The sequence below is a fragment of the uncultured Abiotrophia sp. genome (assembly GCF_963520105.1).
Taxonomy (GTDB): domain Bacteria; phylum Bacillota; class Bacilli; order Lactobacillales; family Aerococcaceae; genus Abiotrophia.
On sequence record NZ_CAUQPN010000001.1, the window covers coordinates 279,647 to 293,270 of the forward strand.

11 protein-coding genes are annotated in these 13,624 nt (G+C 44.7%); 9 read left to right on the forward strand and 2 right to left on the reverse strand.

All coding sequences use genetic code 11. The annotated features are described in order from the left end of the window. Positions 1-69 precede the first annotated feature (69 nt). Positions 70-1,116: a recombinase RecA gene (recA, locus tag RWO08_RS01290; protein WP_070755352.1), complete on the forward strand. Its 1,047-nt coding sequence runs from the start codon at positions 70-72 to the stop codon at positions 1,114-1,116. A gap of 87 nt (positions 1,117-1,203) precedes the next feature. Here recA and RWO08_RS01295 read toward each other — a convergent pair whose 3' ends face one another. Then, positions 1,204-3,969, reverse strand: a complete 2,766-nt coding sequence (locus RWO08_RS01295; RefSeq protein ID WP_314211071.1) for a YfhO family protein — start codon at positions 3,967-3,969, stop codon at positions 1,204-1,206. A 181-nt stretch (positions 3,970-4,150) separates the two neighbouring features. On the opposite strand from RWO08_RS01295, the gene RWO08_RS01300 reads away from it, so the two are divergent. The 8 genes from RWO08_RS01300 to RWO08_RS01335 all read left to right on the forward strand — a co-directional run bounded on the left by RWO08_RS01300 (position 4,151) and on the right by RWO08_RS01335 (position 13,020). Then, the gene (locus RWO08_RS01300; RefSeq protein ID WP_314196626.1) at positions 4,151-6,256 is read left to right on the forward strand and encodes a penicillin-binding protein 2; all 2,106 of its coding nucleotides are present in this window, start codon (positions 4,151-4,153) and stop codon (positions 6,254-6,256) included. Between the two features lie 198 nt (positions 6,257-6,454). Beyond that, positions 6,455-6,907 carry a flavodoxin gene (locus RWO08_RS01305; RefSeq protein WP_070755354.1) on the forward strand — a complete coding sequence of 151 codons (453 nt, stop codon included), beginning with the start codon at positions 6,455-6,457 and terminating at the stop codon, positions 6,905-6,907. Positions 6,908-6,934: 27 nt separating this feature from the next. Further along, a complete protein-coding gene (locus RWO08_RS01310) occupies positions 6,935-8,176 on the forward strand; it encodes an aminopeptidase (protein WP_314062797.1) in 1,242 nt (413 codons plus the stop codon). Between the two features lie 19 nt (positions 8,177-8,195). Next, positions 8,196-8,447 carry a hypothetical protein gene (locus RWO08_RS01315; protein ID WP_023390911.1) on the forward strand — a complete coding sequence of 84 codons (252 nt, stop codon included), beginning with the start codon at positions 8,196-8,198 and terminating at the stop codon, positions 8,445-8,447. Positions 8,448-8,486: 39 nt separating this feature from the next. Continuing rightward, complete coding sequence (gene galU, locus RWO08_RS01320) at positions 8,487-9,359, forward strand: UTP--glucose-1-phosphate uridylyltransferase GalU (RefSeq protein ID WP_314062801.1); 873 nt, start codon at positions 8,487-8,489, stop codon at positions 9,357-9,359. A 277-nt stretch (positions 9,360-9,636) separates the two neighbouring features. After that, positions 9,637-10,665: a UDP-glucose 4-epimerase GalE gene (galE, locus tag RWO08_RS01325; RefSeq protein WP_314211072.1), complete on the forward strand. Its 1,029-nt coding sequence runs from the start codon at positions 9,637-9,639 to the stop codon at positions 10,663-10,665. A 14-nt stretch (positions 10,666-10,679) separates the two neighbouring features. Further along, on the forward strand, positions 10,680-11,624 hold the full coding sequence (locus tag RWO08_RS01330) for an LCP family protein (RefSeq protein ID WP_314062808.1): 945 nt from the start codon (positions 10,680-10,682) through the stop codon (positions 11,622-11,624). 13 nt (positions 11,625-11,637) lie between these two features. Further along, complete coding sequence (locus RWO08_RS01335) at positions 11,638-13,020, forward strand: LCP family protein (protein WP_314196622.1); 1,383 nt, start codon at positions 11,638-11,640, stop codon at positions 13,018-13,020. A 141-nt stretch (positions 13,021-13,161) separates the two neighbouring features. On the opposite strand, the gene RWO08_RS01340 is transcribed toward RWO08_RS01335, so the two are convergent. Next, positions 13,162-13,509 (reverse strand): hypothetical protein, encoded by a 348-nt coding sequence (locus RWO08_RS01340; RefSeq protein WP_070755359.1) that lies wholly within the window; start codon positions 13,507-13,509, stop codon positions 13,162-13,164. Positions 13,510-13,624: the final 115 nt, after the last annotated feature.

The following is a 13,624-nucleotide window of genomic DNA, read 5'->3' on the forward strand; positions in this document are numbered from 1 at the left end:
GTTTTGCTTGCTTTTTGTCGAGATTTTAGGTAAACTATAGAAGAGTTCAGAAAGAGGAGATGTTAAAGAATGAATGAAGACCGCAAAAAAGCCCTAGATAAGGCCCTAAAAGATATTGAAAAAAGCTTTGGTAAGGGCTCCATCATGCGTCTGGGTGAAAAAGTCGACACCAAAATTTCGACCATTCCGTCAGGTTCCCTGGCTTTAGATATTGCTTTAGGGGTAGGTGGCTATCCACGAGGCCGAATTATTGAATGTTATGGTCCAGAGTCTTCTGGTAAGACTACTGTGGCCCTCCATGCAATTGCCGAAGTACAAAAACAAGGAGGCTTGGCTGCCTTCATTGATGCTGAGCATGCCTTGGACCCAGATTATGCTGCCGCTTTAGGGGTTAACATTGATGAGTTACTCTTGTCCCAACCAGATACAGGTGAACAAGGCTTGGCTATCGCCGATGCCTTGGTAACATCAGGGGCGGTTGACATCATCGTCATTGACTCGGTTGCAGCCTTGGTACCACGCGCTGAAATCGATGGGGAGATGGGGGATGCCCATGTTGGCTTACAAGCCCGTCTCATGTCCCAAGCGCTTCGTAAATTATCCGGTAACGTTAATAAGACCAAAACCATCTGCTTCTTCATCAACCAATTGCGTGAAAAAGTAGGGATTATGTTTGGGAACCCTGAGACGACACCAGGTGGTCGTGCCCTCAAATTCTACTCAACTGTTCGTTTAGAAGTGCGTAAGGCTGAGTTGATTAAGAACGGTAGCGAAGTGATTGGTAGCCGTGCAAAAATTAAGGTTGTTAAGAACAAGGTGGCGCCACCATTTAAGGAAGCCCTAGTGGACATTGTCTACGGTAAAGGGATTTCTAAGGTGGGTGAGCTAGTTGATATGGCAGCTGATTTAGATATTGTCAACAAGGCAGGCTCTTGGTACTCCTACGGCGAGGCTCGTATTGGGCAAGGTCGTGAAGCTGCTAAACAATACCTCTTGGACAACCCAGAAGTACAAGCAGAAATCGAAGCACGTGTTCGGGCTCACTATAAGATTGGCGAAGCACCTGAGACTAATGAAGAAGCTCAAGTGGCTTTAGGTGGACTTTTCCAAGAATAAGATAAAAAGGATGTGGCCGGAAGTCTTCTAGCCACATTTTTTCAAAGGCAAATAAAAAGTCCGCCAGATGGCGGACTTTTTAAATAGTTAGACGCTAGCAACTTCCAATGGTTTGCGATACTTTTTAAGCCAAGTCTGGTCTAAGACGAAGGCAGCAATACCTAAGAGACTGACAGCTAAGCCGATCCACACAGGCATTGGGAAGTAGTGAAGGGTAATGGTGTGGTCGCCCTTCTTAATTGGAATAGCCAGTAGGGTGTCATTCAAGACTGAGATGCCTTGGACAGGTTGGCCATTATCTGTAATGCGCCAGTGCTTGTCGTAAGGGATGGTGAAGAGCAGATAGCCTTCTTCTTGTTCTGTATTAATGGTACCCGTAATCTTATTGTGTTTGAAGCTCGTTACTTTAAAGAGATGGTCCTTCTTGCTAGCAATCATAGCATCATAGCGTGCCTTATCAAACTCGTAGAGTTTTGGTAGGTTAGCTTTCAATTCTGGTTTTTCAAGACGAACCTTGAGTTCTTGATTATCCTGAATTTTCTTGTAGGACGCGTTAGTGATTTGGCGATAGGAGAAGGTCCCATAGAAGTGGTAGGCCTCACTGTTAAGATCCAGCTTGGTCTTCTCGCCATCATATTGGCTAGGTAGAGTGAAGTAGTAAGGATTTTCGCTAGTTGTATTGAAGCGGAAACTGAAGTAGTGAGATGACTTAGATTTTGTCAGATCACTGTTGCTAGATTCGCTATTACGTGAGTAGGTTAAGTAGTCACCATCGCCACGGTTAGTAATGGTCACATTGACGGGCGCTTCTTCCTCGAGTTCGTGCTCGGTAAAGTAAGGTTGGCCCGCTCCCTTATAGTCAACTAGACTAAGTAAGTATTCTTGGTTTTGAATAGGTTGGTGATTCACCAAGGGGTTACTTTCAGAAGTTAATTGATTAGAGACTTCAATCCCCAAACCTAAACGTTCCGTGTTTTCGTGGACAACATAGCGAGGTTGACTATCAATGGTCGGATAAGCCTGAATATCCAGATCAGTTGCCACTTGGTAAAGTTTATATTGATCAGGATTGGTATTGGCTGCTGTATCCTTGGAAGGATCCAAGAGGTAACGGATATTGAAAAGGTCGTCGGTGAAGAGAGTCCCGTTAGTATATTCTACGACCCCAGATGTTTGAGGAAGACCTAAATAGCCAAAGAGCTTAGGTGCGTTGGCATCTATGGTGGAGCCAAAGTGGTTCATGCCATTGAAATGGGTATACATAGCTTCGTTCTTAGAACGCTGATAGGTGGTATGAATTCGGTAGAAGTCATCAGACGGGTTTCGGAGGCCGGTAAGTGACTTATCTAAAATCGCCACATAGTCGTTAAACTTAGAAAGTTGAACATAGCTTAATTCTTGGAGAATCAAGGCGCCATTAGTGAAAATCTCGCAGGCTACAACCGCAAGTAGGGCTACCTGCATGAGCTTAGGATGGAGAAATTCGAAGTGAAGGACCAAAATAATCATGAGAGCGAAGATTAAACTTAAGAGTAGATTAGCTTCAATCTTGGTTGCACCCAGGTTACTAAGATCAAGGTTGAGGGCATTCAACTTAAGGAATTTATAGTCTGACATCCGTCCGTAGTAATAATAGGTGTAGACCGTGACACTCACAATCATCAGGATGCTCTGCCAGTAGGCCAAGGCCTGACGGCGATTTTGGAAGGCTTTGAGGGCCAGAATGATGAAGAAGAAGGTGGTCAAGAAGGAGAAGCGGAAGTGGTACCAGATTGGGAACTGGCCACCGTGCCACAAGCGGTCAAAGATCTTGAAGTGGAAACCTAAATAGAAAGGAATCAAGACCACGATGGCCGCGATTTTTTCTTGCCAACGAATCTTGCGGATGAAGAAGTAGTAGACTACGAAGAGACTGACTAAGATAGAAGAGTAGAGGTTTGGCGAACCTTTCTTAATCTCGTCGAAAACGAAGGAGCCAAGAAAAAGTTTGGAACCAATCGCCTCTAGATTATGAGCCACATCCCAATTCCAGTCGGTCTTGGTGTGGGTTGCTTTACTGCTGAGCAAGGCCATGAAAGTGGGGATCAACATCATGGCACTAATGGCAGCTCCCATCAGGGACTGGATGACGAAGTCACTATAGTGTTGGATAAAGGATTTAATCGTCACCTTAGGGAACTTCTCGAAGATGACATAACCGGCATAGAAGGCTAGGAAGATACACATCATAAAGCCAATGTAGTAGTTTGAAATCAGGCTGACGGCCAACATAATGACATAGAGCTTGCTGCGACGTTGAGTCATGATGCGGTCTAGACCTAGCGCAATCAGTGGCAGGAAGACTAAGACGTCAAACCACATGATGTTGAGCATATAGGTAAAGGTATAGCTCATTAAGGCATAGGCATTGGCAAAGAGGCTGCCCATAACCGTATTGGTATGATATTTTTTGCGAGCAAAATAGAAGAAGGTCAGGCTGGCTCCTGCCAATTTGAGATAAGTTAAGAGGGTAACTGCTGCAGCCAGATGTTGTTCGTCGAAAAGCAGTAAAATCAGGTTGAAGGGACTCATAAGATAATAGGCCCAAACTCCAATCATCTCTCCGCCGTAGCCTTTTTGGAAGCTGTAGAGGAATTGTTCCGGCGTTTGAGTCAGGGTCTGGCGAAAGAGACTGAAAAAGTCAATATATTGTTGGCCCAGATCGATGGTTAGCATGGAATTGGAGCCAAAAGGGGTAAATCCTTTGAAGATGGCTAAGCCCATTAAAATAAGTGTGGTTAGGCCAAGGTTAAGTAGATAGGGTTTATAGCGGGCCAAGCGAGGCATGGCATGCTGGTTCACGTGCTGGCTCATAAATACCTCCAAATTTTCTAGCATTCTTATCTATTCTACCAAATTTTGACTTTAATAGCACCTTTTAATGAGGCGGCTTTTTAGCTTTTTTTATGGATTTATGATGAACTATTATCTTTTAATGAATTCTTTTGGTATAATAGAGAAGCTTAGAATATTATGAAGGGAATGGAGTGCTGAAATGCCACGTTATAAGTTAAAGAAACCAAAGAATAAATCCCATATTCCCTTTCGTTTGAACCTTCTATTAATGATTTCCTTTTTATGTTTTGCGGCCCTTTTCGTACGCTTGGGCTATATCCAACTCTATAATGGGCAAATGTTCAAACGAATGGTTGAACGGACCGAGTCCACTACTTCGACAGGTTCTGTGCCACGAGGGATGATTTACGATAGCAATGGGAAAATCCTAGTCGGCAACCAGCCAGAACGTGCAATCCTTTATACGCGGGATAGTGATTCTAAAGTCCAAGCCAAGGATATTATTGCGGTGGCTCGACGTTTAGCCTCTTTAGTTGATGTTCCAACGCAAGAAGTAACCGAGCGGGACCGGAAAGATTATTTCGTTGTGACTAACCCTGATACCGTCAATGGCCGTTTAACAGCTGAACAACGCAAATTAGCTGGTTCAGAAGCCTATGAGGCTCAACTAGCAGCAGTAACTGAAGATGATATTCAATATTCAGAGTCCGAACTTAAGATAATTGCCCTTTTCAAACGTATGAATAGTGCTTTCTCGCTTTCAACAGTTACCGTCAAAAATAAGAATGTAACGCCTGATGAAATTGCTCGGGTCAGTGAACATTTAAGTGAATTGCCAGGTATTCAGATTGGGACGGATTGGCAACGGGTCTACCCACAAGGGGAAATGATGCGTTCTATCTTGGGTCAAGTATCTTCAGAACAACGCGGTCTCCCAAGTGAATTAGCCTCAATGTACCTAGCTCGTGGCTATGCCATGAATGACCGGGTAGGGATCAGTTATCTAGAAAAACAATACGAAGACGTTTTACATGGTGCAAAGTCGGTATCTAAGATTGTAACCGACTCTTCCGATGATGTCTTGGCTAAACAAGTCGTCTACGAAGGCTCCAAGGGTGACAACTTAGTCATGACCATGGACATCGATTTCCAGAAGAAATTAGAAGAGATTGCCGAAAGCTCGCTTAAGAAAATTGAAAACCGTGGTTTGAACGATCGGGTTTACATTGCAGTGCTTAACCCCAATAATGGGGATGTTTTAGCTCTGGTTGGTAAACGATTCAAATACAACCAAGCGACCGACTCTTATGATTATGATACTATCGAAGATGACACCTTGGGGACTCTCAACACCTCCTATGGTATGGGGTCTTCGGTTAAGCCTGCCATGGTGGCTATGGGTTACATGTCGGGCGCGCTCAGCCTAAATAATAATACCATCTTGGATGAACCAATGAAGTTCCAGGGCTCTGCTGAAAAGAGTTCCGTCTTCAACCGTACGGGTCAAGTCAATATTAATGATATTGAAGCCTTGCAAAAGTCTTCCAACATCTACATGATTAAGACCGCCATGAGAATGGGTGGACAGAACGAATATACTAAGGACGGTAAGTTGGATATCGATCCTAAGACTTTGGATACCATGCGTGAGTACTTTGCCGAGTTTGGTTTAGGAACTAAAACTGGGATTGATATTCCGAGTGAGTCTGTTGGTTACTTACCTGAGTCAAAACAATTGGTTAATATCTTGTTCTTGTCTTTCGGACAGTTCGACTTGTATACGCCACTACAACTAGTTCAATATGCCAGTGTCCTTGCCAACGGTGGAGTTCGTTATGCACCACGTTTGGTTAAGGAAATCCGCAATACAGATGCCAATGGACATCTAGGTGGAGTAGAAACGACAATTGAACCTAAGGTCATGAACGTAGTGCCAGTTGAAAAAACTGTTATGGATCGCATTCACGAAGGGATGTATCAAGTTTCCCATACAATGGACGGGTCAGCTCATTACCTCTTCATGAATTACCCTATCAAGGTTGGGTCTAAGACAGGGACGGACGAAGCCTTCTATGCTGGCCCAATCCAGTATGCCGCCAATAATCCAGTGACTAATGCCACCTATATCGGTTATGCGCCTTATGATAAGCCTGAAATTGCGGTCAGCGTGGTCTTACCTTATCTACCAGCTGACGCAACCGGTCGTGATTCTACCCGAATTGCCCGGGATGTCATGAATGCTTATTTCGAAACGAGAGAAGCAACGCGCTCAACAATTGAAAGTTACAAACCAAACCAACCATAAGCTGGAGGGGCTGGAACCTAAGTTCCAGTCCCTTTTTTGGACTTTAGCTACTATTAGTTTACTCGTAAGAGACCAAAATTAGGTGTCTACTTGTTAACTATTTATGTAAGCTCTATAAAAAATGAGTGCCGGCGTATATTTTTGTGCCTAACTTTGTTATAATAAAAGAGTAGTATTGAGATGAAGGAGGCGGGTTAGTTGCCACAAGCATTAATTATTTATGCAAGCTTGACCGGAAACACTGAAGCCTGTGCAGATATTCTGGCAGAAGCCCTAGAAGGACACGGGGTTGAGGTCACCCTGCATGATGTCATGCAAGCCGAGGCAGCAGACTTTGAAGACTATGACTGCTGTATCGCGGGAGCCTATACCTATGGTGTGGACGGTGTCTTGCCTGATGAAATGTTAGACTTTTCTGAAGACTTAGGGCAATTAGATTTATCAGGTAAGGTCTTTGGGGTCTTTGGTTCTGGGGACGAGTTCTATGAAGTCTTCTGTGGGGCAGTTGATACCCTGGAAGAACAATTCAAGAAAGCAGGAGCTCGCCAAGCTGGCGCTAGCGTCAAGGTTAACCTCTACCCGGAAGATGAGGCCGTGACCGAATTAGAACGTCTGGCTCAAGATTTAGCCGACGCTTTAGCTGACAATTAATAATAAGATAGATACAAGGAGGAACTTATGACTTTAGCGAATTTTGATGAATTATTAGCCAAATATGCCCATCTCTTAATCAAGAAGGGCTTGAACGTGGGGACGGGGGATTATGTCCACATCAATACCGATGTGAACCAAATTCAATTGACTCACCTCTTGGTCAAGCAGGCCTATGAAGCAGGGGCAGCCAATGTTGCGGTTGATTTTTCTGATGATACCTTAACCCGTCTCAAATACGAATACGAAAGCACAGAAACCTTGTGCGAGGTACCTGACTATGCTGTAGCCAAAGCAGAGTACTTCTTGGAAAAACGTGCTAAGCGCCTGGCCTTACGCTCAACTGACCCTAACAACCTATCTGGCTTAGACGCTCAGAAAATTAGTGCGTCACAACGTGCCTTGCGTTCGGCTATTGCCCATGTGTCAACCGCCATCCAAGCCAATGAAGTGAGTTGGTTAGTAGCGGCAGGGGCTGCACCAGCTTGGGCGGCAGTCGTCTTTCCTGACTTAGGCTCAAGTCAAGAGCAAGTAGATGCATTATGGGAAGCTATCTTCAAGGCCAACCGTATCTATGCTGATGATCCAATCGCGGCTTGGGATCAACATGTTGCAACCTTAGATCAGAAAGCCAAGTTCTTGAACGATACACAATTTGATGCCCTTCACTATACTGGGCCGGGGACTGACTTAGTCTTGGGCTTACCTAAGAACCATGTCTGGGAAAGTGCGGGCTCCCTTAACCGTAAAGGTGAGATCTTCATTGCTAACATGCCAACTGAAGAAGTCTTCACAGCACCTGATTTCCGTCGAGCTGAAGGCTATGTTTCGAGCTCTAAGCCATTGGCTTACGGTGGGACAGTCATCGAAGGCATGAAGTTTACCTTCAAGGACGGCCAAATTGTGGAAGTATCAGCTGAAAAGGGGGAAGAAACGCTCAAACGCCTGGTAGAAGAAAATGAAGGGGCTCGTGGCCTGGGGGAAGTTGCCCTAGTTGCCCATAAAACACCTATTTCTCAATCAGGTATCACCTTCTTCAATACCCTCTTCGACGAAAATGCCTCCAACCACTTAGCAATTGGGCAAGCCTATGCGACTTCGGTTCAAGGCGGGACTGACATGAGCCAAGAAGAGTTGGCGCAAGCCGGTCTCAACCGTTCGATTGTCCATGTTGACTTCATGATTGGGAATGAACATATGGATATTGACGGAATCAAGGCGGACGGGACACGTGTTCCTATCTTCCGCAAGGGCGAATGGGCCTACTAAGCTAGAGAGGATGTAGAAGATGCCGACACACGATGCAAGCCAAGACCTTAGCCGTAAGATTAATCGGCGCCTGACCCGTAGTGGTTGGGTCTATATGCTAGGCCTAGTGGCTTTCCTCTTTGTAGCCATCTACGCCTTCAATCAACTCTTTCAATTGCCGATGAAGAAGAAGACGGCCGAAATTGAAAGTCTCAATAGTCGTATAGAAGAAATGGAGTCACGTCTAGAACAAGTAGAGGCTAGCCTCTCCATTGAAGTACCTTCGGAATAGGCCTTAAGCCATCAAACTTCATGAAAAGGAGCAAGGGAAATGGTAAAAGTTAAGAAAGCAGTCATTCCTGCTGCAGGTTATGGGACGCGCTTCCTACCGGCCACCAAGGCTATGGCTAAGGAAATGTTACCTATTGTGGATAAACCAACCATTCAATTTATTGTGGAAGAAGCCATTGAAGCAGGGATTGAAGATATCCTAATCGTCACTGGTAAGAGCAAACGTCCCATTGAAGACCACTTTGACTCTAACATTGAATTGGAAGAACACCTACGTAAGCAAGGTAAGGATGATTTGCTGGAATTGGTTAAGCCAACCAATGTCAACCTTTTCTTCGTTCGTCAGTCCTATCCTAAGGGCTTGGGGCATGCCATTCTGCAAGCCAAAGCCTTTGTGGGCAATGAGCCCTTTGTGGTCATGCTAGGGGATGACATTATGCAGGGTCAGGAGCCTCTGACTAAGCAATTGATAGATGTCTATGAGAAGACACATGCCTCTAACATTGCAGTCATGGAAGTACCTCATGAAGAGACGTCTAAGTATGGGATTATCGCACCTGAGCGTGAGCTAGAAGATGGCATCTACAATGTTGAATATTTTGTAGAAAAGCCTAAACCAGAAGATGCCCCAAGTGACCTAGCCATTATTGGGCGCTACTTGTTGACGCCTGAGGTTTTTGACATCTTAGAAAATCAAGCGCCGGGTGCAGGTGGTGAAATCCAGTTGACCGATGCCATTGATACCCTCAACAAGACCCAAAGAGTCTTTGCTAAACGCTTTGATGGCAAACGTTATGATATCGGTAATAAGTTAGGTTTCTTGGAAATGAGTATTGAGTATGGGCTCAAGCATCCAGAAATCAAAGAAGGTCTCCGTGACTATCTCTTAAACATTGCTGAAAATTTAGAATAATTAGATTAAGAGGTTGAAAGCTTGCTTTCAGCCTCTTTTCTTATGTCGGCTTTGGAGTAAGGAGGAAGCTAAGGGTGAGGTGTAAATAAATATCGTAATAATTGTCGCAACATTTTGAAGTCGCTCATAAACCCTTTCGTAGCTTGAAAGATAAGGGCGTTACTATCTGGTAACTAAATCTAAAAAAACTATAAAATTCTGATTTAGGACTCTCTCTTGGCCTTAAAATGTGCTATAATGAGACTGTTCAATAAAAATATGTAATAGGGGTGTTCCTATGGCAATTCTCGTAACAGGTGGAGCAGGGTATATCGGTAGTCATACCGTCGTGGAATTATTAGCTGCTGGCCATGAAGTTGTAATTGTTGATAATTTTTCTAATTCAAAACCAGAAGTATTAAATCGTATTCGCCAAATCTCAGGTAAGGACTTTGCCTTTTATGAGGTGGATGTTTTAGACAAGGACGCTATGCGCCAAGTCTTCAAGGAGAATAAAATCCAAGCTGTTATTCATTTCTCAGGTTATAAAGCTGTTGGGGAATCAGTAGCAGAACCAATCAAGTACTACCACAATAACGTAGGTGGTGCCATCGCTCTAGTGGAAGTTATGAATGAATTTGGAGTAAAACATATTGTCTTCTCTAGTTCGGCAACCGTCTATGGGCTCAATAATCCGTCGCCTTTAACCGAAGATATGCCGACGCATACTGCTAACAGCCCTTATGGCTCAACCATGGTGATGAAAGAGCAGATTTTCCGCGACCTAGCAGCGTCAGATCCAGACTGGTCCATTACCATCCTGCGCTACTTTAACCCAATTGGGGCCCATGCCTCTGGCCGTATTGGTGAAGACCCACAAGGGATTCCTAATAACTTAATGCCTTATATTACCCAAGTGGCGGTTGGCAAATTACCTGCCCTCAGTGTCTTTGGGGATGACTACCCAACGCCTGATGGGACTGGGGTTCGGGACTACATCCACGTAGTGGACTTATCACTCGGTCACCTCAAGGCCTTAGACCGCAACTTGACAGTAAAAGGGGTCGAAACCTATAACCTAGGGACCGGCGAAGGCTATAGTGTCTTGGACTTAATCAAGGCCTTCGAAGAAGCCAATGGCATTAAGGTCAATTATAAGATTGTCGATCGCCGTCCTGGTGATGTGGCAACCTGCTATTCTGATGCTAGCCGGGCTAACCAACTCTTGGGCTGGTATGCTCAACGGAACTTGGTCGATATGTGCCGGGATTCTTGGAAATGGCAGAAAGAAAACCCACAAGGTTATGATGTTACCTCTCAAGCATAAGATGGAGGACTGTTTTGAAAGAAAGACGTACAAAACGGTCAATGCCTTCTTCCTATTATGAGTACGATAATCGTAACTATCGGCGTAGTCGCCTGTTAGTGCTGATTATCTTCTTCTTGATGATTATTGGAGTAGTTTGTTTCTTCTATGTAAGTTTTGTCATACGGAACATCAGCTCAGCCTATGAACCTTTAGTTGAAGTGGTAAGTAGCTCAGCTAATGCTGAATCGAGCTTGCCAGAGCGTATTCGAGAGCGTAAACCCCTGACCCTCTTGTGGCTAGGTGTGGATGATAATGAATCGGGACGCTTGGTCTCAGAGGAGACACGTTTGATTAGCCTCAGTCTGCTGGAAGTAGGGCAAGGAGAGAGCACCCGACTACAGATTCCGAGTGAATCCACGCTTAAGGAAGGGGCTAGTCTACCAGCTGGTAAATTAGGTCAAGTTTTCATGATGAAACCATTACAATCAATTGAAAAAGCAACACATGAGTTGCTTAATGTGCCGATTGATTATACAATAGAAGTTAGGTTTTCTAAGCTTCGTCCCCTAATTGATCGATTGGGTGGCGTCACCTTAGTGCCTAAGCAAGATTTTGTCTTGGAAAATCGTCTCCTGGCCAAGGGCCAAGAGGTGAAATTGACAGGGCGTGAAGTCTATGTTTATTTGGCTCGTCAGACGGATGAGACCTCTCTCAGTCAAGGCCAAAGACAAATGGATGTCATAGAAGGACTTATCAATCACCTAGCTAATTGGCAGAAAGTGCCAAGTTTAGACAAGGAAGTTGCGCTTCTGCAAGAAGCCATCCGGACAGATATGACTTTTGATGAATTTTTGGACTTGTTCCGGGCGGGTTACTTCAGTCAAATGACGGAAGCCCCTATGTCAATTGTCAACCTAGACGCTGATAGCCAGCATGTCTTGCTCCAACAGTTACAAGAGAAGTTGGAAAATAATTAAGGAATGTGATGGAATGACTAATAAAGTAAAACAATCGCGTAGCGAGCTGCACGGTTCTAAGAAGAAAAAATGGGGACTAGGTCGCTGGTTTCTCGTCTTCTTCTTCTTGGTACTCTTAGCAGGTGCTGCCTATGCGGCCAAAATGTTATGGGATATTAACCACCTTGCTAATCAAGTCAGTCAGAATTCGACTGAGATTGGGAAGAGTGGTACCGTAGAGGTTAAGAAGATACGGCCAAAAGAGGCTTCTATTGAAACCGGCGATCCGATTAATATTCTCTTACTAGGGACAGACGATGATGGTCGTGGACGTGACACTAGCAAGGGCTATGTAGGGCGTTCTGACTCCATGATTATCTTATCCCTCAATCCAAAGACTCACACCACAAAGATGCTCAGCATCCCGCGGGATGTCTATACCGATATTCAGGGTCATGGCCAAGATAAGATTAACCATGCCTTTGCCTTTGGTGGCGTCGACTTAACCATTGATACCGTGCAAAACTTCCTCAATGTGCCAATTGACTACTATGCCGTGGTCAATATGCAAGGTCTGGAACAGTTGATTGATGCGGTAGGTGGGATTGATGTCACTAGCCCAATTACCTTTACCTATCAAGAATCAAGCTTCGTAGCAGGCGAAACCAAGCATGTCGATGGTTGGAATGCTATGAACTTTGCTCGGATGCGCTATGACGACCCTGAAGGGGAGACAGGGCGCCAAAACCGGCAAAAACTGGTAATCAAGGCCTTGGTTGATAAGCTCTCCAATGTTGGGGCGATTGCCAACTACCCGCAATTGCTGGAAGTTGTGGCTAAGAATGTCCAGACTAACTTAGACCTCAAGCAGGCCCTTAATATCTATCAGAAATACTCGCCAGCTCTCCAAAATATCACCGCCATTCGCTTTGAAAATTTGGAAGATTTGATGTTGAATGAGATTTACTACTACTATGCACCTCTATCTTCCCGCCTTAAGGTAGCCAATGAGTTGCGTTTGAATTCAGGCTTAACACCAATTAGCGCCAGTCAACTTCATGATCCTCTTGGAGATACAGGAGGAACGACTACTGCGACGGTGTCCAAGACCTCTAAGTTGATTATCAATCAATATCCGACTGGTTTTACAGCAGAAGAACTGCAACAAGTATCCCAAACACAGGATAATGCGCAAAACTTTCGGCAGAATGAGTATTATAATCCAGTAGCACCAGCAACTGAGTATTATTATGAAGAGCCGGTTACACCACAACCAGTTCAGCCAGAACCTGTCCAACCGACAGTTCCGCCAGAAAATAGTGAGCAACCTAGTACGCCAGTTCAGCCAACACAACCAGTTCAACCGGTCACGCCTCCTGCTCAAGGTTCAGGTAACGGCCAAGGAACAGGTCAATAAAGTATTTTTATGCCTCGTCTATGACGAGGCTTTTTCTTATCCTTGTATACAAAAAAGACGACTCAGGAGTGAGACGTCTAAGAGAGTGTAGCTGCTTCGTCAGCCCCAAAACCATGGCAGTGGTTTGAGGTGGGGCAAGGGTTATTTTACACGGAGAATTTGCTGGCTATCCAAGAGGAAATCCAGGCCGGAGTCGCAGGCCATAAAACGGAAGTGGCCATTGCTTAAGAGGCCAGTGACATAGACACGGCGTTCGCCCAGTTGGATTTTGCCGGCCTTATCATAATATTCGTAGGTGAGCGTCAAGGCTTCTTGACTGACATAATGTTGGTGTAGACGCTCCAGAACATGGTCCATAGGCATAATAAAAGCTTGAACATTCGCCTCTGAAGTCGGAGCTTGGAAGAAGGGTTGTAACAATTGGCGCGTTGCCTTGGAAACATTGCTGAAGAGGGCGGGCATTGCTTTAGTATTTAATGAGAGTTCCATGGGGATCATCCTTTCTATGCGAAATAATGTTCTTGCGAACACCTGTTCTATATCTCTAGTATACGAACATACGTTCATAATGTCAAGCACTTTTTTTCAAGGTATGGAAGGAGGA

Coding starts and splice junctions, on each gene's coding strand:
- recA (WP_070755352.1), top strand. CDS start 70: ATGAATGAAGACCGCAAAAAAGCCCTAGATAAGGCCCTAAAAGATATT.
- RWO08_RS01295 (WP_314211071.1), bottom strand. CDS start 3,969: ATGAGCCAGCACGTGAACCAGCATGCCATGCCTCGCTTGGCCCGCTAT.
- RWO08_RS01300 (WP_314196626.1), top strand. CDS start 4,151: ATGCCACGTTATAAGTTAAAGAAACCAAAGAATAAATCCCATATTCCC.
- RWO08_RS01310 (WP_314062797.1), top strand. CDS start 6,935: ATGACTTTAGCGAATTTTGATGAATTATTAGCCAAATATGCCCATCTC.
- RWO08_RS01315 (WP_023390911.1), top strand. CDS start 8,196: ATGCCGACACACGATGCAAGCCAAGACCTTAGCCGTAAGATTAATCGG.
- galU (WP_314062801.1), top strand. CDS start 8,487: ATGGTAAAAGTTAAGAAAGCAGTCATTCCTGCTGCAGGTTATGGGACG.
- galE (WP_314211072.1), top strand. CDS start 9,637: ATGGCAATTCTCGTAACAGGTGGAGCAGGGTATATCGGTAGTCATACC.
- RWO08_RS01335 (WP_314196622.1), top strand. CDS start 11,638: ATGACTAATAAAGTAAAACAATCGCGTAGCGAGCTGCACGGTTCTAAG.
- RWO08_RS01340 (WP_070755359.1), bottom strand. CDS start 13,509: ATGGAACTCTCATTAAATACTAAAGCAATGCCCGCCCTCTTCAGCAAT.